14 protein-coding genes are annotated in these 17953 nt (G+C 71.4%); 5 read left to right on the plus strand and 9 right to left on the minus strand.

Features of this window, described 5'->3' with window-relative positions; all coding sequences use genetic code 11:
* Positions 1-46: 46 nt before the first annotated feature.
* Both B5557_RS11135 and B5557_RS11140 read right to left on the minus strand, forming a co-directional pair.
* The gene (locus B5557_RS11135) at positions 47-448 is read right to left on the minus strand and encodes a RidA family protein (RefSeq protein WP_079658974.1); all 402 of its coding nucleotides are present in this window, start codon (positions 446-448) and stop codon (positions 47-49) included.
* Positions 445-1611: an acyl-CoA dehydrogenase family protein gene (locus tag B5557_RS11140; RefSeq protein ID WP_079658975.1), complete on the minus strand. Its 1167-nt coding sequence runs from the start codon at positions 1609-1611 to the stop codon at positions 445-447. Before B5557_RS11140 ends, B5557_RS11135 begins: the two co-directional genes overlap by 4 nt.
* A 200-nt stretch (positions 1612-1811) precedes the next feature.
* Between B5557_RS11140 and B5557_RS11145 the strand changes: the two genes are divergently transcribed.
* Both B5557_RS11145 and B5557_RS11150 read left to right on the plus strand, forming a co-directional pair.
* Entirely contained in the window at positions 1812-3440 is a 1629-nt protein-coding gene (locus tag B5557_RS11145; RefSeq protein ID WP_079658976.1) for an AMP-binding protein, read from the plus strand.
* 15 nt (positions 3441-3455) lie between these two features.
* Positions 3456-4316, plus strand: a complete 861-nt coding sequence (locus B5557_RS11150; protein WP_079658977.1) for a PaaX family transcriptional regulator — start codon at positions 3456-3458, stop codon at positions 4314-4316.
* Here B5557_RS11150 and B5557_RS11155 read toward each other — a convergent pair.
* Together B5557_RS11155 and B5557_RS11160 are read right to left on the minus strand one after the other, a co-directional pair.
* On the minus strand, positions 4306-6696 hold the full coding sequence (locus tag B5557_RS11155; RefSeq protein WP_231976333.1) for a bifunctional salicylyl-CoA 5-hydroxylase/oxidoreductase: 2391 nt from the start codon (positions 6694-6696) through the stop codon (positions 4306-4308). The two genes, B5557_RS11150 and B5557_RS11155, sit on opposite strands and share 11 nt — an antisense overlap.
* Positions 6697-6698: 2 nt before the next feature.
* Positions 6699-7526 (minus strand): enoyl-CoA hydratase family protein, encoded by an 828-nt coding sequence (locus B5557_RS11160; RefSeq protein ID WP_079658978.1) that lies wholly within the window; start codon positions 7524-7526, stop codon positions 6699-6701.
* Between the two features lie 312 nt (positions 7527-7838).
* Between B5557_RS11160 and B5557_RS11165 the strand changes: the two genes are divergently transcribed.
* Positions 7839-8300 (plus strand): ATP-binding protein, encoded by a 462-nt coding sequence (locus B5557_RS11165; RefSeq protein ID WP_079664717.1) that lies wholly within the window; start codon positions 7839-7841, stop codon positions 8298-8300.
* 30 nt (positions 8301-8330) lie between these two features.
* Here B5557_RS11165 and argF read toward each other — a convergent pair whose 3' ends face one another.
* Together argF and B5557_RS11175 are read right to left on the minus strand one after the other, a co-directional pair.
* On the minus strand, positions 8331-9338 hold the full coding sequence (gene argF, locus B5557_RS11170) for an ornithine carbamoyltransferase (protein ID WP_079664718.1): 1008 nt from the start codon (positions 9336-9338) through the stop codon (positions 8331-8333).
* Positions 9339-9454: 116 nt separating this feature from the next.
* Positions 9455-10678: an arginine deiminase gene (locus B5557_RS11175; protein ID WP_079658979.1), complete on the minus strand. Its 1224-nt coding sequence runs from the start codon at positions 10676-10678 to the stop codon at positions 9455-9457.
* Positions 10679-10832: 154 nt separating this feature from the next.
* Here B5557_RS11175 and B5557_RS11180 point away from each other — a divergent pair, with 154 nt between their 5' ends.
* Both B5557_RS11180 and B5557_RS11185 read left to right on the plus strand, forming a co-directional pair.
* Positions 10833-11870 carry an SPFH domain-containing protein gene (locus tag B5557_RS11180; RefSeq protein WP_079658980.1) on the plus strand — a complete coding sequence of 346 codons (1038 nt, stop codon included), beginning with the start codon at positions 10833-10835 and terminating at the stop codon, positions 11868-11870.
* On the plus strand, positions 11867-12772 hold the full coding sequence (locus B5557_RS11185; RefSeq protein WP_079658981.1) for an NAD(+)/NADH kinase: 906 nt from the start codon (positions 11867-11869) through the stop codon (positions 12770-12772). The genes B5557_RS11180 and B5557_RS11185 overlap by 4 nt, the downstream gene beginning before the upstream one ends.
* Positions 12773-12787: 15 nt before the next feature.
* On the opposite strand, the gene B5557_RS11190 is transcribed toward B5557_RS11185, so the two are convergent.
* The 3 genes from B5557_RS11190 to B5557_RS11200 all read right to left on the minus strand — a co-directional run bounded on the left by B5557_RS11190 (position 12788) and on the right by B5557_RS11200 (position 17881).
* A complete protein-coding gene (locus B5557_RS11190) occupies positions 12788-15346 on the minus strand; it encodes a polynucleotide kinase-phosphatase (protein WP_079658982.1) in 2559 nt (852 codons plus the stop codon).
* Positions 15343-16806: a 3' terminal RNA ribose 2'-O-methyltransferase Hen1 gene (locus tag B5557_RS11195; protein WP_079658983.1), complete on the minus strand. Its 1464-nt coding sequence runs from the start codon at positions 16804-16806 to the stop codon at positions 15343-15345. Before B5557_RS11195 ends, B5557_RS11190 begins: the two co-directional genes overlap by 4 nt.
* 109 nt (positions 16807-16915) lie before the next feature.
* Positions 16916-17881 carry a DUF4232 domain-containing protein gene (locus tag B5557_RS11200; protein ID WP_079658984.1) on the minus strand — a complete coding sequence of 322 codons (966 nt, stop codon included), beginning with the start codon at positions 17879-17881 and terminating at the stop codon, positions 16916-16918.
* Between the last annotated feature and the right edge of the window lie 72 nt (positions 17882-17953).

Here is a 17953-nt window from a genome sequence, read left to right on the forward strand (position 1 = left end):
CAGCGCCCCGGCCCGTCGATCGCGGTCCGCGGGCGCCGGTCACCGGTCACCGGTCCAGTACGGCGAACCCGTCCAGTTCGACGAGCGCCTGCTCGTCCCAGAGTCGTACGATTCCGACGACCGCCATCGCCGGATAGTCGCTGCCCGCCAACTCCCGCCAGATACGGCCCAGTTCGGGCGCGCAGTCGCGATACGCGGCGACGTCGGTGACGTAGACCGTGACGCGTGCCAGGTCCGACGCCGTGCCGCCCGCCGCCGCCAACGCGGCCAGCAGATTCGCCAGCGCCCGCGCGAACTGTTCCGGCAGCGACTCCCCCATGACCTTCCCGTCGGCGTCGAGCGCGGTCTGGCCGGCCAGGAACACGATCCGACCGCCGACGGCGACGACGGCGTGGGAGAAGCCGGTGGGCGGGGAGAGTCCGGGTGGATTGACGCGCTCGACGGTCACCGGGCCTCCAGGTCCGCGCGTCCGGCCCGTTCGGCGGCCCGTTCGGCCTGCTCTGTGTACAACTCCCGGGCGATGATGCCGCGTTGGACCTCGCTGGCACCCTCGTAGATCCGCGGTGCGCGCACCTCCCGGTAGAGGTGTTCGAGCAGATGGCCGCGGCGCAGCGCCCGCGCGCCGTGGAGTTGGACGGCCGTGTCGACGACGTACTGTGCGGTCTCGGTGGCGAGCAGCTTGGCCATCGCGGCCCGCTTGGGGACGTCCGGGGCCGCGTCGTCGTACGCCGTCGCCGCCGCGTGGACCATCAGGCGGGCGGCCTCCGTGCGCAGCGCCATCTCGGCGACCTGGTGGGCGACCGTCTGAAGGTCCATCAACTTGCCTCCGAACGCGTCCCGTTGGGAGGTGTGGGAAAGGGTGGCGTCGAGGGCGGCCTGGGCCATGCCGACGGCGAAGGCGCCGACGCTGGCACGGAACAGGTTGAGGGTGCCCATGGCGACCCGGAACCCCCGGTCGGGCTCGCCGAGCACGTCGTCCGCCGTGACCGGGACGGCGTCGAAGCGGAGGGCGCCGATGGGGTGCGGGGAGAGCATGTCGAGGGCGGAGCCGGTGAGGCCGGGACGGTCGGCGGAAACGAGGAAGGCGGTTACGCCACGGGCGCCGGCGCCGGGGGTCGTGCGGGCGAAGACGGTGTAGAAGTCTGCCTCGGGAGCGTTGGAGATCCAGCACTTCTCACCGGTGAGCCGCCAGCCGCCCCCGCCGTCCCGCTCGGCGGCCAGTGCGAGTGCCGCCGCGTCCGAGCCCGCGCCCGGCTCGCTCAGTGCGAACGCGGCCACCGCGCTGCCGTCGGCGACCCGGGGCAGCCAGCGTTCCCGTTGGGCGGGGGTGCCGTGGGCGTGGACCGGGTGCGCGCCGAGTCCTTGCAGCGCGAGCGCGGTCTCCGCCTCGGTGCAGGCGTAGGCGAGGGACTCGCGCATCAGGCAGAGGTCGACGGCGCCGGAGGTGAACAGAGGGGAGAGCAGCCCGAGCCGGCCGAGTTCGGCGACGAGCGGACGGTTGACGCGGCCCGGCTCGCCCTTCTCGGCAAGGGGGCGCAGTCGGTCGGCGGCCAGCGTACGCAGCTCGGCACACCAGGCGGCTTGCGTCGGTTCGAGCGAGAATGCGGACATCTCCTGTCCCCTCTGCCGTACGAGTGCTGTCCGAGCCGTCGGCCCCGGCCGCGTGCGTCGCCTCCGACAGTATCCGACGGTATCGCGTACCGTTGACTGTCGTCACCAAGGCGATACGCTCGATGTGCGAGCCCAGGACGACGCCCGCCCGGGCGCCCAGCCGGACAGACCGTCCATCCAGGCAAGGGGGGCGCACGCCCATGAACGTCTCGGCCCATGTCGACACCTTCGCCCGCGACCATCTCCCGCCGCCCGGCCACTGGCCCGAGCTCCGCTTCGAACTGCCCGAGCTGGGCTACCCCGACCGGGTGAACTGCGCCGCCGAACTGCTCGACCACGCCGCCCCGGAGCGGCCCGTCTTCCACACCCCGGCCGGGCCGTCCTGGACGTACGGCGAGCTGCGCGCCCGGGTCGACCGGATCGCGCATCTGCTCACCGGCGACCTCGGAGTCGTTCCCGGAAACCGCGTACTGCTGCGCGGGCCCACCACGCCGTGGCTCGCCGCCTGCTGGCTGGCGGTGCTCAAGGCGGGCGCGATCGCGGTCACCGTCCTGGCCCAGCAGCGGCCGCACGAGTTGCGCACCATGTGCGGCATCGCCCGGGTGAGGCACGCGCTGTGCGACATCAGGGCCGTCGACGACCTCGCCAAGGCGGAGATACCCGGGCTGCGGATCACGGCCTACGGCGGTGACGCCCCCGACGACCTGTTGAACCGGCCGGCGCCGACCGAGCCGTACCAGGCCGTCGCAACCGCCTCCGACGATGTCGCGCTGATCGCGTTCACCTCCGGCACCACCGGCCGCCCGAAGGGCTGTCTGCACTTCCACCGGGATGTGCTGGCGATCGCCGACACCTTCTCGCGGCATGTGCTGAAACCGCTTCCCGACGATGTCTTCGCCGGCAGTCCCCCACTCGGTTTCACCTTCGGACTCGGCGGGCTGGTCGTCTTCCCGTTGCGGGTCGGCGCCAGTGCGCTGTTGCTGGAACAGGCAAGCCCACGGCACCTGTTGCCGGCGATCACCGAGCACCGGGTGACCGTGCTGTTCACTGCGCCCACCGCCTACCGCGCGATGCTCGACGACCTCGACAGGCACGACGTCTCGTCGCTGCGGCGCTGTGTGTCCGCCGGCGAGAACCTGCCCGCCGCCACCTGGCGAACCTGGCACGAGCGGACGGGGCTGCGGCTGATCAACGGCATCGGCGCCACGGAGCTGCTGCACATCTTCATCTCGGCGGCCGACGAGCGCATCAGGCCCGGCACGACCGGCGTCCCCGTGCCGGGCTGGCACGCGCGCGTGCAGGACGCGGACGGGACGCCCGTGCCCGACGGCGAGCCCGGCCTGCTCGCCGTGCGCGGCCCGGTCGGCTGCCGCTATCTCGCCGACCCGCGGCAACAGCAGTACGTGCGCGACGGCTGGAACGTCACCGGCGACACCTATGTCCGCGAGGCCGACGGCTACTTCCGGTATGTCGCCCGCGCCGACGACATGATCATCTCGGCCGGGTACAACATCGCGGGACCCGAGGTCGAGGAGGCGCTGCTGCGCCATCCGGACGTGGTCGAGACGGCGGTCGTGGGGCGGCCCGACGAGCGCCGGGGGCAGGTGGTCGTCGCGTTCGCCGTCCTGCGGGAGGGCGCCCGGCGCGACACCGAGGCGCTACGCGTCTTTGTGCAACAGGAGCTGGCGCCGTACAAGTGCCCGCGCGAGTTCGTGTTCCTGGACGCGCTGCCGCGCACCGCGACCGGGAAACTGCAGAGATTCAGACTGCGCGCCGAAGACCGAAGCGGTGATGACACCGGTGATGACACCGGTGGTGACCAGCAGTGATGCCGAAGACCTAAGATGATCAACGTGTCCGACCAGCCAGCCCCCCGGTCTCTCATCGTCACGCTCTACGGCGCGTACGGCCGCTTCGCACCGGGCCCGGTGCCCGTCGCCGAGCTGATCCGGCTGCTCGCCGCGGTCGGCGTCGACGCGCCCTCCGTACGCTCCTCGGTGTCCCGGTTGAAACGGCGCGGACTGCTGCTGCCGGCCCGTACCGCGCAGGGCGCGGCCGGGTACGAACTCTCCGACGAGGCACGGCAGTTGCTCGACGACGGCGACCAGCGCATCTACGCCACGGTGCCCCCCGCGGACGAGGGCTGGGTGCTGGCGGTGTTCTCGGTGCCGGAGTCGGAGCGGCAGAAGCGGCATGTGCTGCGGTCGCGGCTCGCGGGTCTGGGCTTCGGCACGGCGGCTCCGGGGGTGTGGATCGCCCCGGCGCGGCTGCACGACGAGACCAGGCACACCCTGCGGCGGCTGCGCCTGGACCCGTATGTCGACCTCTTCCGCGGCGAGCACCTCGGCTTCGCGCCGACCGTCGACGCCGTGGCCCGCTGGTGGGACCTGGCGGCCATCGCCAAGGAGCACGAGACGTTCCTCGACCGCCACGCGCGCGTGCTGGAGGCCTGGCAGCAGCGGCCGGACACCCCGCCGCAGGAGGCCTACCGCGACTACCTCCTGGCCCTGGACTCCTGGCGCCATCTGCCCTACACGGATCCCGGCCTGCCCGCGCGCCTGCTGCCGCAGGGCTGGCCGGGCGCCCGCTCGGCGGCGGTGTTCCAGGCGCTGCACGAGCGGCTGCGGGACGCCGGCGCGGAGTTCGCCGGGGTCCCCGGCGCGGACCATCAGGTTCCCGGGACCCCCGGTGACCTCAACTCGTGAGCGTCAGGCGGGGTTTGGGCGCGTCCGTTCGTCCGGTGCGCGGGGGCCGGCTGCCCGCGCGGTAGGGGGCGGGCCAGTCCGCGCCGGGGCCGGCGTAGCCCTGCTCGGCGGCCGCGTGCAGGGTCCAGTTGGGGTCGTAGAGGTGGGGTCGGGCGAGGGCGCCGAGGTCCATACGGCCTGCCAGGATCAGGGAGTTGACGTCGTCCCAGGAGGAGATCGCGCCGACCGCGATCACCGGGACGCCCGTCTCGTGCCGGATCCGGTCGGCGAACGGTGTCTGGTAGGAGCGTCCGAACTCGGGCCGTTCCTCGGCCACCACCTGTCCGGTCGACACGTCGATCGCGTCGACCCCGTGCGCGGCGAAGGCGCGGGCGATCTCGACGGCGTCGTCAGCCGAAGTGCCGCCGTCGGCCCAGTCGGTGGCGGAGATGCGCACGGTCATCGGGCGGTCCGCCGGCCAGACCTCGCGGACCGCGTCGAAGACCTCCAGTGGGAAGCGCAGCCGCTCGGCGAGCGAGCCTCCGTAGGCGTCCGTGCGGCGGTTGGTCAGCGGGGAGAGGAAGCCGGACAACAGGTAGCCGTGGGCGCAGTGCAGTTCGAGCAGGTCGAAGCCGGAGCGGGCGGCCCGTCCGGCGGCGGCGGCGAACTGCTCGCGCAGATCGGTGAGTTGGGCCCGGCCGAGCGCGCGGGGCGTTTGACTGTCCGGCTTGTAGGGCAGCGGGGAGGCGGCCACGAGCGGCCAGTTGCCGTCGGGCAGGGGTTCGTCCATGCCCTCCCACATCAGCTTCGTCGAGCCCTTGCGTCCGCTGTGGCCGAGCTGGACGCCGATCGCGGCGCCCGGGGCGTGGGTGTGCACGAAGTCGGTGATCCGCCGCCAGGCGTCGGCCTGCCGGCTGGTGTAGAGGCCGGTGCAGCCGGGGGTGATGCGCCCCTGCGGGGACACGCACACCATCTCGGTCATCACCAGAGCGGCCCCGCCGAGGGCGCGGGCGCCGAGGTGGACGAGGTGGAAGTCGCCGGGGACGCCGTCGGTGGCGGAGTACATGTCCATGGGCGAGACGACGACCCGGTTGCGCAGGGTCAGGCCGCGCAGCCGGAACGGGGTGAACATCGGGGGCGTTCCGGGCGGGCAGCCGAACTCCCGCTCCACGGCCTGGGTGAAGTGGGGGTCGCGCAGCCGCAGGTTGTCGTGGGTGACGCGACGGCTGCGGGTGAGGAGGTTGAAGGCGAACCTGCGGGGCGGCTGGTCGAGGTAGAGGCCGAGGTTCTCGAACCACTCCAGGCTGGCGCGGGCGGCCCGCTGGGTGGAGGCGACGACGGGCCTGCGCTCCTCCTCGTACGCGGTCAGCGCCGAGGGCGGATCGGGGTGTTCCGCGAGACAGGCCGCCAGTGCCAGGGCGTCCTCGACGGCGAGCTTGGTGCCGGAGCCGATGGAGAAGTGGGCGGTGTGGGCGGCGTCGCCCAGCAGGACGAGGTTGCCGTGCGACCAGCGCTCGTTGACCACCGTACGGAACGTGGTCCAGGTGGAGTTGTTGGATTTCAGGGGGCGTCCGCCGAGCGCATCCGCGAAGATCTTGGCGCAGCGTTCGACCGATTCCCGCTCGTCGAGTCCGTCGAAACCGGCCGCTCGCCAGACTTCCTCGCGCATCTCGACGATCACGGTCGAGGCGTCGGCCGCATACGGGTAACCGTGCAACTGCATCACGCCGTGCTCGGTCTCGGCGATCTCGAAGCGGAAGGCGTCGAAGGCGAAGCCGGCGGCGAGCCAGATGTAGCGGCAGCGATGGCCTTCCACCTGGGGCCGGAAGACATGGGCGTACGCCTCGCGGGTGGTGCTGTGCACTCCGTCGGCGGCGATGACGAGGTCGTACTCCTCCATCAGCCGGGCGGGGTGCGGTGCCTGCGTGCGGAAACGCAGGTCCACGCCGAGGAACCGGCAGCGCTCGTGCAGGATCTGCAGCAGGCGCTTTCTGCCGAGGGCGGCGAAACCGTGCCCTTGGGAGGTGTGGCGGATGCCTCGGTGGACGATGTCGATGTCGTCCCAGCGGATGAAGTCTCGCTGGAGGGCCGTGTAGACCTGCGGGTCGGCGTGTTCGATGCCGCCCAGGGTTTCGTCGGAGAGGACGACGCCGAAGCCGAAGGTGTCGTCGGGGGCGTCGCGTTCCCAGAGGATTACCTCCCGGGTGGGATCCAGGCGCTTCAGCAGCGCTGCGGCGTACAGACCGCCGGGGCCGCCGCCGATGATCGCGATGCGTCGCGGGCGGCGGGTGGTCGTCGGCGACTGCCGGCCGTTCGTGGCCGGTCGCGGCCCCGCGTCGGCGGCCGCGGATCCACCACGGCCCGGCGTCGCCGGGGACGTTGCCCGCGCGTCGGCTGCCATGTCTACCGACCCTTCCACTTCGGAGGGCGCTTCTCCTTGAACGCGGCGTGGAACTCCGTGTAGTCCTCGCCGTTCATCAAGAGGGCCTGGGTGGCCGCGTCCAGTTCCACCGCCGTCGCCAGCGGCATGTCCAGCTCGGCCGTCAGCAGGGCTTTCGTCTGGGCGTACGCCAGGGCAGGGCCGTCGGCCAGGCGGCGGGCCAGGGTCTGTGCGGCCTCGTCGGCCCGGCCCTCCTCCGTCAGTTCGCTGATCAGGCCGATCCGTTCGGCCTCGGGGGCGCGGACCGGTTCGCCGAGCATGAGCAGGCGGGTGGCGTGGCCGAGGCCGACGACGCGGGGCAGGAGGTAGGCGGCGCCCATGTCGCCGCCGGAGAGTCCGACCCGGGTGAAGAGGAACGCGAAGCGGGCGCTGGGGTCGGCGACCCGGAAGTCCGCGGCCAGGGCGAGGACCGCGCCGGCACCCGCCGCCACTCCGTGCACGGCCGCGATCACCGGGAACGGGCACTCCCGTACGGCCCGCACGACCTGGCCGGTCATCCGGTTGAAGTCGAGGAGCTGGGCGGTGTCCATGCCGAGGGTGGCGCCGATGATCTCGTCGACGTCCCCGCCGGAGCAGAAGCCGCGTCCCTCTCCGGACAGGACCAGGGCGCGGACCGACCGCTCCCGGGACAGTTCGGCGAGCAGGTCGCGCAGGTCGGCGTAGGCGCCGAAGGTGAGGGCGTTGAGTTTCTCGGGACGGGCCAGGGTGACGGTGGCGACGCCGTCGGTGAGCTCGACGCGCAGGTGACGCCAGTCGGAGGTGCGGGCGGCGGAGCCGGTGAAGGGACTCATGAGGCGGCCTCCTCGACAGTCACCTTGAAGTTATCACCCTCTCGTGACTGTCGTCATTAGTACGCGATAGGCCGTAGGGCAGAATCGCCGTGTCACCGCACGACATGTTCCCGTCACACACGTCACCGGTCGTCAATAACGCGGTAACAACGGGATCAGCTGCGCGAGGGGGACCGTTGACCCGGGTAAGCCGCCGGTAGCGGGGCCGAGGGTTCCGTACGGCACCCACCGAGCACCTCTGCCGGAGGCCGCCGTTACCATTCACAAAGTTGAAAGCAGGACCGCCTGATGTCGATCACGGGAACCTGCGCCATGAACGGACTCGCCTTGCACGAACGCCCCGCCGACTCCGCCGCCTCCTGGCGAATCGCACTGCCGCACTCCGCCGCGGCCGTGCCGGTGGCCCGCGCACTGGTCCGTACGGCGCTGGCCGAGCTGAAGCACGGGGCGGACAGCGACACCGCGGAGCTGCTCACCGCCGAGCTGGTGGCGAACGCCGTGGAGCACACCGCCGGGGACGCCCCGATAGAGCTGGTGGTGGAGCTGCAGCCGACCGGCTGCCAGGTCGAGGTGCACGACCCCGACCCGGTTCCGCCCGGCGATCTCACCCGCCCCTCCGGCGAGGAGCCCGACCCCTGGCAGGAGCACGGGCGGGGGCTGCTGCTGATCCGCGCCCTCAGCTCGTCCTGCGGACACCGGCCCACGGACCAGGGCAAGGCCGTGTGGTTCAGGCTGGCCGCGGTCCCGCAGCAGTGGCGTCCGCGTCCGGCGTGACGCCGCAGCCCCGCACGACGTAGGGCCAGGTCAGGCCAGGGTTGCCACGAGTACGGCCTTGATGGTGTGCAGCCGGTTCTCCGCCTCGTCGAAGACGACCGAGTACTCCGACTCGAAGACCTCGTCGGTGACCTCCAGCGAGTCGAGGCCGTGACTGTCGTATATGTCCTGGCCGACCTTGGTGCCCAGGTCGTGGAAGGCGGGCAGGCAGTGCAGGAACCTGACGTCCGGGTTGCCGGTGGCACGCAGGACGTCCATGGTCACGGCATACGGGGCGAGGGCGGTGATCCGCTCGTCCCAGACCTCCTTGGGCTCACCCATGGAGACCCATACGTCGGTGGCGACGAAGTCGGCGCCCGCCACGCCCTCGGCGAGGTCCTCGGTGAGCAGGATCGTGGCGCCCGAGGCCTCGGCGAGCTCGCGGGCCCGGCCGACGACCTCGTCACCGGGCCAGTACGCCTTGGGCGCGACGATACGGACGTCCATACCGAGCAGCGCCCCGGTGACCAGGTAGGAGTTGCCCATGTTGAAGCGGGCGTCACCGAGATAGGCGAAGGCGATCTCGTTCAGCGGCTTGCTGCTGTGCTCGGTCATGGTGAGCACGTCGGCGAGCATCTGGGTGGGATGCCAGTCGTCGGTGAGGCCGTTGTAGACGGGAACGCCCGCGTGGGCGGCGAGCTCCTCCACCTTCCGCTGGCTGTCGCCGCGGTACTCGATGCCGTCGTACATCCGGCCCAGGACGCGCGCGGTGTCCTTCACCGACTCCTTGTGACCGATCTGCGAGCCGGCGGGGTCGAGGTACGTGGTCGACGCGCCCTGGTCGGCGGCGGCGACCTCGAACGCGCAACGGGTCCGCGTCGACGTCTTCTCGAAGACCAGCGCGATGTTCTTCCCGCGCAGGTGCTGCGGCTCGGTCCCGGCCTTCTTGGCGGCCTTCAACTCGGCGGCCAGCTCGATCAGGCCGCGGAACTCCTGCGCCGTGAAGTCCAGCTCCTTGAGGAAGTGGCGGCCGGCGAGGGCGGTCGGGACAGTCGCCATGGGGGCGCTCCAGAGGTACGAGAACAGGACCATGGAAGTCTATACGATGATTAGCATTTCTATACAGCCTTCTCCGTCCTATACAGCCACCTCGGTCCTATTCGGCCACCTCGGTCCTACACGGCCGCCCGTTCGACCGGACAGCTCATACAGCGCGGCCCGCCCCTCCCCCGGCCCAGCTCACTGCCCGGGATCTCTATCACTTCGATGCCCTGTTTCCGCAGATGGGTGTTGGTGGTGACGTTGCGCTCGTAGGCGATGACGACGCCCGGTTCCACGGCGAGGACATTGCAGCCGTCGTCCCACTGCTCGCGTTCGGCCGCGTGGACGTCCTGGGTGGCGGTGAGCACCCGGATCTCACTGAGGCCGAGGGCGGCGGCGATCGCGCGGTGCATGTGCTCCGGGGGGTGGTCGGTGACCTTCAACTCCTTCTCGCCGACGCCCGGTTCGATGGTGTACGAGCGGAGCATGCCGAGGCCCGCGTACTGGGTGAAGATGTCGCCGTCGACCATCGTCATCACCGTGTCGAGGTGCATGAAAGCGCGCCGCTTCGGCATGTCGAGGGCAACGATGGTCTCGGCCGAGCCCGCGGCGAACAGCTTGTGGGCGAGCATCTCGACGGCCTGCGGGGTGGTGCGCTCGCTCATGCCGATCAGCACGGCGCCGTTGCCGATGACGAGGACGTCGCCGCCCTCGATGGTGGACGGGTAGTCGGACTGCCCCTCGGACCAGACGCGGAACGTTTCGCCACGGAAGAGTGGATGGTGCCGGTAGATCGCCTCGAAGTGGACGGTCTCGCGCTGCCGGGCCGGCCAGCGCATGGCGTTGATGGCGACGCCGTCGTAGATCCAGGCGGAGGTGTCGCGGGTGAAGAGGTGGTTGGGGAGGGGGTCGAGGAGGAAGTCGTCGAGGTCCATCACATGGAAGCGCACGGACGCCGGTTCGGAATGCGCTTCCAGGAACTCCCGCTTGGTCATGCCGCCGACGAGGGCCTCCGCCAGCTCCGGGGCGGGCAGGGTGTCGAAGGCGGCGCGCAGGTGATCGGTGGCGAGCACCCCGTACTCCTTCTCGTCGAAGACGCGGTCCAGGACGAGCGCTCTGGCCGCCGGGATCCCCAGGGCCTCGGTGAGCAGGTCACCGAAGAGGTGCACGGCGACGCCGCGGTCGCGCAGCACATCGGCGAAGCCGTCGTGCTCGGCGCGCGCCCGGCGCACCCAGAGCACGTCGTCGAAGAGCAGGGTGTCCTTGTTGCTGGGGGTGAGCCTTTTGAGCTCGAGATCCGGCCGGTGCAGGATGACGCGGCGCAGCCGCCCGGCCTCGGAGTCGACATGGAATCCCATGTCTCCATCCTGACCATCGGGGACCGTCTTCACCCGCTGCCCGACCGTTTCCGTAGCCGCTTTGTTTTCGTCCTCTTGACGACAACCCTCCCTCGCGGCTATCGTCTGATTATCGTCGCAGTGACGACAATTGCGGGAGCGAGGGGGATCACCCATGGCCGACATCACCCGGCGGCTGGGCTGGCGTCATCTGCGGGGCGGCCCCACGGCACACGTCCGCCACCACCGCTCGGGCAAGCTGGTGCACGACGGACCGGGGCTCAGCTTCTGGTTCCGCTCGCTGAGCGCCGCGCTCTCCGAAGTGCCGGTCGACGACCGCGAGTTGGCCATGACCTTCCACGCCCGTACGGTCGACTTCCAGGATGTGGCGGTGCAGGCGACGGTGACCTACCGGGTCAGCGATCCGGCCGTGGCCGCCGCCCGACTCGACTTCTCCATCGACCCGGACACCGGCGCGTGGCGCGGCGCGCCCCTGGAGCAGCTCGGCACGCTTCTGACGGAGACGGCGCAACAGCACGCGCTGGACGTCCTCGCGCGTACGTCACTGTCGTCGGCGCTGGTGGACGGTGTGACGGCGGTGCGGGAGCGGGTCGCGGCGGGGTTGGCTGCGGAGCCGCGGCTGCCGGCCACGGGCATCGAGATCGTGGCCGTCCGGGTCGTCGCACTGCGCCCGGAGCCGGAGGTGGAGCGTGCGCTGCGGACCCCGGCGCGCGAGCTGATCCAGCAGGAGGCCGACCGGGCGACGTACGAGCGGCGGGCGGTGGCCGTCGAGCGGGAACGGACGATCGCCGAGAACGAACTGGCCAGCAGGATCGAACTCGCCCGCCGCGAGGAGCAGTTGGTCGAGCAGCGCGGTACGAACACCCGCCGGGAGGCGGAGGAGAACGCGGCCGCGGACAAGGTACGCGCGGAGGCGGAGGCGACGCGCACGGTGCGGCTCGCGGAGGCGGAGGCGGCTCGGTCGGTGCAGTTGGCCCGTGCCGAGGCCGAGGCGGCGCGCGAGGTCGGCGAGGCGCGGGCCCAGGCCCAGGCGGCCTGGCTGCGGGTGCACGGCGACGTCGATGTGGCGACCCTGCACGCGCTCACCGGGACGCGGCTGGCGGAGAACCTGCCGCACATCGACAGCGTGACGATCTCGCCGGACGTACTGACCGGGCTGCTGTCCAGGCTCGGCGCGGGAGAACGGGAATGAGTCTCGCCCCGCGGGCCGTGCTGGTCCACCGCACCACGGAGTACGAGGAGTTGGTGGCCCGCCATGGCACGCACGGCCAGGCCGCCTTCTTCCTCTCCTCGCGGGGCCGGGAGATCGAGGAGGTCGCCGACCGCCACCGCCGCACCCGGCGGGCGCTGGCGGAGGTGACGGCCGCGATCCCCCTGACGTGGCGTCAAACACGGGTCGAGCGAGCCGACTTGGACCGCTTCCTGTTCGCCCCCGAGGACGTGGTGGTCGTGGTCGGACAGGACGGTCTGGTGGCGAACGTCGCCAAGTACCTCGCCGGGCAGCCCGTGGTGGGCATCGACACGGACCCCGGCCGCAATCCGGGCGTCCTGGTCCGTCACCGCCCGGAGGACTCCCGGACGCTCCTGCCTTGCGTGCTCGCGGCCGGGACCGGCACGGCCGAGCTGACCATGGTCGAGGCGGTCGCCGACGACACGCAACGGCTGCTGGCCCTCAACGAGATCTACCTGGGCGCCGCAGGCCACCAGACCGCCCGCTACCGCCTGGGCCTCGACGACGACGGGGGTGCCGTCGAGGCCCAGGCCTCCTCCGGGGTGCTGGTGGGCACGGGAACGGGGGCGACCGGCTGGATCCGGTCGGTGTGGCAGGAACGGGACGGCGGCGGTCGCCTACGGCTGCCGGGCCCCACGGAGGACCGCCTGGTGTGGTTCGTACGGGAGGCGTGGCCGTCCCCCGCGACCGGCACCTCCCTGGTCGCCGGCGAACTCGCGGCCGGCGGCCGGCTGACCCTCACCGTCGAGTCGGAACGCCTCATCGCCTTCGGTGACGGCATCGAGAGCGACGCGGTGGAGCTGACGTGGGGGCAGCGGGTGCGGGTCGGGGTGTGCGGGCAACGGTTGCGGTTGGTGGGGTGAGGGTGACGGCCCCGCTCACAACCGGGGGTCCACCGGCTCCGACTCCAGGGCCAGGACCCCGAACACCGCCTCATGGACGCGCCACAGGGGCTCGCCCTCGGCCAGGCGGTCCAGGGACTCCAGACCGAGGACGTACTCACGGATCGCCAGCGACCGCTTGTGGTTGAGGAACCGGCCGCGCAGCCGGGTGAGGTTGTCGGGGCGGGTGTACTCCGGGCCGTAGATGATCCGGAGGTACTCGCGGCCGCGGCATTTGATGCCGGGCTGGACCAGGCGGCCCTCCTCGTCGCGGGCGAGCGCCGCGAGCGGCTTGACGACCATGCCCTCGCCACCCCGGCCCGTCATCTCCAGCCACCAGTCGACGCCGGCCCGGACCGACTCGGGGTCGGCCGGGTCCACGTACAGGCGGCGGGTGGTCTGGAGCAGACCCGTGGTGTCGTGTTCCACCAGGCGGTCGAGAAGCGACAGTTGTTCGTCGTGGGGCAGCGCCGCGAGGCTGCGGCCCTGGACCGCGAGGATCTGGAACGGGGCGAGGCGGACGCCGTCCAGGCCGTCCGTCGGCCAGCAGTAGCGGCGGTACGCCTGCGTGAACGCGGCCGCGTCCGAGGCTCGTTCCCGCTGCCGGGACAGCAGGTCCGTGACGTCGACACCTCGTGCCGCCGCGCTTTCCAGGGCGGCCAGCGCACCCGGGAAGACGGCGCCCGACGCGGCGCCCACGGCCGCGTACTGCGAGCGCAGGAGGCCGGTGGCCTTCAGCGACCACGGCATCAGTTCAGCGTCCAGCAGGAGCCAGTCAGTGTCCAGCTCCGACCACAGGCCCGCCTCGTCCACGGCGGTGCGCACCCGGCCGAGGATCTCCTCCGTGACCGCACCGTCGTCGAAGAACGGGCGGCCCGTGCGGGTGTAGAGGGATCCGGTGGGACCGCCCACCCCGAAACGCCTACGTGCTGTCTCCGCGTCGCGGCACACCAGAACCACCGCCCTGGAGCCCATGTGCTTCTCCTCGCACACGACCCGGGCGACGCCGTCCCGCGCGTACTGCGCGAACGCCTCCGCCGGGTGCTCCAGATAGCCCTCGATGTGCGACGTCGCCGTGGGCGCCATCGTCGGCGGGAGGTAGGGCAGCAGACGCGGGTCGACGGCGAAACGGCTCATGACCTCCAGGGCCGCGGCCGCGTTCTCCTCACGGATCGAGACTCGACTGTGCCCGTCGTAACGGGTTTCGACGACACGCCGGCCGTTGACGTCGGCCAGGTCCAGGGGCCGGCCGTCGTGTCCGCCGGGTGCCTCCGACCGCAGCGGCTTGGTCGGCTCGTACCAGACCTGCTGCGCCGGTACGTCGACCAGCTCGCGCTCCGGCCACCGCAGCGCGGTGAGCTTGCCGCCGAAGACCGCGCCGGTGTCCAGGCAGATGGTGTTGTTCAGCCAGGTGGCCTCCGGGACGGGCGTGTGGCCGTAGACGACGGCCGCCCGGCCCCGGTAGTCCTCCGCCCACGGGTAGCGCACCGGCAGGCCGAACTCGTCGGTCTCACCGGTGGTGTCGCCGTACAGGGCGTGCGAGCGGACACGGCCGGAGGTACGGCCGTGGTACTTCTCCGGCAGACCGGCGTGGCAGACCACCAGCCGGCCGCCGTCGAGGACGTAGTGGCTGACCAGCCCGTCGATGAACTCCCGTACCTCGGCGCGGAACTCCTCGCTCTCCGTCTCCATCTGCTCGATGGTCTCGGCGAGTCCGTGGGTGTGCTGGACCTTGCGGCCCTTCAGGTAACGGCCGTACTTGTTCTCGTGGTTGCCGGGCACACACAGGGCGTTGCCCGAGGTGACCATCGACATGACGCGACGCAGCACCGCCGGGCTGTCCGGGCCTCGGTCGACCAGGTCGCCGACGAAGACGGCCTGACGTCCATCCGGGTGGACACCGTCGAGGTAGCCCAACTTGCCCAGCAGCGACTCCAGTTCGGCGGCGCAGCCGTGGATGTCGCCGATGATGTCGAAGGGTCCGGTGAGGTGGGTCAGGTCGTTGAAACGCTTCTCGGTGACGACCGAGGCGTTCTCGACGTCCTCGACGCCCCGCAGGACGTGCACCTTGCGGAAGCCCTCGCGCTCCAGGTGGCGCAGGGAACGGCGCAGTTCGCGGGTGTGACGCTGGATGACCCGGCGGGGCATGTCGGCGCGGTCGACGCGAGCCGCGTTGCGTTCGGCGCACACCTCCTCCGGGACATCCAGCACGATGGCGATGGGCAGCACGTCGTACTGCTTGGCCAGGTCGATCAGTTGGCGGCGGGCGTCCTGCTGCACGCTCGTCGCGTCGACCACCGTGCGGCGGCCGGCCGCCAGCCGCTTGCCCGCGATGTAGTGCAGGACGTCGAAGGCGTCGCGGGTCGCGCCCTGGTCGTTCTCGTCGTCGGAGACGAGGCCGCGGCAGAAGTCGGAGGAGATGATCTCGGTGGGCCTGAAGTGGCGGCGGGCGAAGGTGGACTTGCCGGACCCGGACGCGCCGATCAGCACGACCAGGGAGAGGTCGGTGACGGGCAGCACTCGGCCCCGCTTCGTGGAAACCTGCGTCTCGGTCATGCTGCCTTCGCCTCCTTCTCGTTCCTGATCACGAACACGGCCATCTGCGTGGGCGGCCCCACCTCGGGGTCGTCCGGGCCCACGGGCACGAACTCGACGTCGTAGCCGTGCCGTTCGGCGACCGTGGCCGCCCAGGCGTGGAACTCCTCGCGGGTCCACTCGAAGCGGTGGTCGCCGTGCCGGACATGGCCGGCCGGGAGGGTCTCCCAGCGCACGTTGTACTCGACGTTCGGGGTCGTCACGAGGACGGTCCGCGGGCGCGCGGCGCCGAACACCGCGTACTCCAGGGCGGGCAGCCGGGGCAGGTCGAGGTGCTCGATGACCTCGCTGAGCACGGCGGCGTCGTACCCCTTGAGCCGTTTGTCGGTGTAGGCCAAGGACCCCTGGACGAGCTGCACCCGTGAGGCCTGCCGCTCCCCCATGCGGTCCAGCTTCAGCCGCCGGGACGCGATGGTGAGCGCGCGCATCGACACGTCGACGCCCACGATCTCGGTGAACCGCGGGTCCTTGAGCAGCGCCTGCACCAACTGCCCCTGTCCGCACCCGAGATCGAGCACGCGCGCGGCGCCGGACGCCTGGAGCGCGGCGACGATCGCGTCCCTGCGCTGCACGGCGAGCGGGGTGGGCTTCTGCTCCTCCTCGGTCTCGACCTCGACGGCGTTGTCGATCTCCTCGACCTCGCTGTCGTCGGCCTCGGCGAGCCTGACCAGCTCCAGCCGCTCCATCGCCTGCCGGGTCAGTGACCAGCGGCGGGACAGGTAACGGCTTGTGATCAGTTTCTGCTGGGGGTGGTCGGCCAGCCAGCCCTCGCCGGCGCGCAGCAGCTTGTCGACCTCGTCCGGGGCGACCCAGTAGTGCTTGGCGTCGTCGAGGACGGGCAGCAGGACGTACAGGTGGCGCAGGGCCTCGGCGAGCGTGAGCGTCTCCGCTTCCAGGACGAGGCTCACGTACCGCGAGTCGCCCCAGTCCGGGAACTCCGGGTCGAGGGCCACCGGTTCGACGCCCACCGTCCAGCCGAGCGGCTCGAAGAGGTTACGGACGAGATCGGGGCCGCCACGGGCGGGCAGCGCGGGCACCTCGACTCGCAACGGCCGTGCCTGCCCGGGCAGTTCGGGCTTCGCGGCGCACACCCCGCGCATCGCGCTGGAGAACACGCCGCTCAGCGCGACCGCGAGCAGCGAGGAGGCCGCGTACGGGCGGTCGTTGACGTACTGGGCGAGGGCCGCGTCGGGAGCGCCGCCGCGCCCCTTGCCCTTGCCGCGCCTCACGAGCGCCACGGCATCCACCTCCAGCAGCAGCGCCGCCGTGCAGCGCTCGGCGTCCGCCTCGGGGTAGAGGACATGGGCCTTGCCGTAGGAGGTGGAGAACGCCTGCGATTTGTCGGGGTGCTTGTGCAGCAGGAAGCCCAGATCGGTGGCGGGGCGTTCGGGAGTGCCGGTGGTGCTGATCGTCAGGAACACGGTGGGTGCCTCGGAAGGGTTCGGATGGAGCGAAAGCGCTGGTAGTGCGCTCGCGCGCCCCTCCAACGTACAGAGAAACGGGTGAGAAGCACGCGGGATTTTCCTCGCGCTACCTTTCGGCCCGTTTCCATGCGCCGACGCCCAGCTTTCCGGTGGTCCCGAGGTCGAGGTGCGGGGTCACCGTCACGGGTGCGGCACCGGCCTTCGCTCGGACGCGGACGTACGGGACGTTCACGGCGGTACCAGCTTGGGTGGTATTGCGCCAGATCAGTCCGGAGAGAGCGGTTTCGCCGGGTTTCAGGGTGAGGGGGCGGGGCGGGTCGTCGTAACCGGTCGCGCCGGAGATGCTGTCGCCGCCGTGCAGGATCCTGATTCCGTCGACCGGCTCGCGGTCCTCGTCCAGAAGGGTCAGTTCCGGGTAGCCGTTGAGGGTGTAGTCCTTGTTTCCGCAGTTCTCCAGGTGGAGTCCGACGACCCGCAGTCCCATGGCGGCGTCGCCGTCGTCGGCCGTGAGCCGGATGCCGGAGGGCGGGCAGACGCCCGGCTTGGCGGGTGCCTCCGCCGCGGGGACCTTGGTGACCTGACCGACCTTGACCGTTGTCACCCGGGACGCTCCCGGCCCGAGCACCCCCAGCCGGACGGTCCCCTTCACCGTCCGGCCCGCCCCCACCGAGGCCACGGTCACATGCTGGTTGCTCATGACCTCGCCGGCACTCGTGGTGAACTCGAAGAGGACGGTGTAGGTCATCGCCTGGGCACCGGAGTTGGTGACCTCATAGGCGGCCGAGATGCCGGGGCCGTCGGAGTCGCCGATCCCGGTGGGGAGGCGTTCGGCCCTGACAATGCCGTCGGGTGAGGTGGCGGTCGCGGCGGGAGAGGAGGAGGCCGAGGTGGACGGGACGGTCACCGAGGTGATCCGGACCCCGTCCACGGCGGGCTGGGTGACCCGGGTCCGCGGTGTCGATCCGTCCGCGCCGACACCGCCGTTCCGCGTGCCGGCGCGTTCCGATCCGCACGCCGTGAGCAGCAGTGTGGCGGCGAGGGCGGCCGGGAGGAGGAGGGTGGGTCTGCGCATCCGGCCACCTCATCAGGGCCACGCCCGGCCGACTGTGACGGAGGCCATACCTCCGGTCACAGCCGTGTCACA

This window comes from Streptomyces sp. 3214.6, assembly GCF_900129855.1.
Classification (GTDB): Bacteria; Actinomycetota; Actinomycetes; order Streptomycetales; family Streptomycetaceae; genus Streptomyces; species Streptomyces soliscabiei.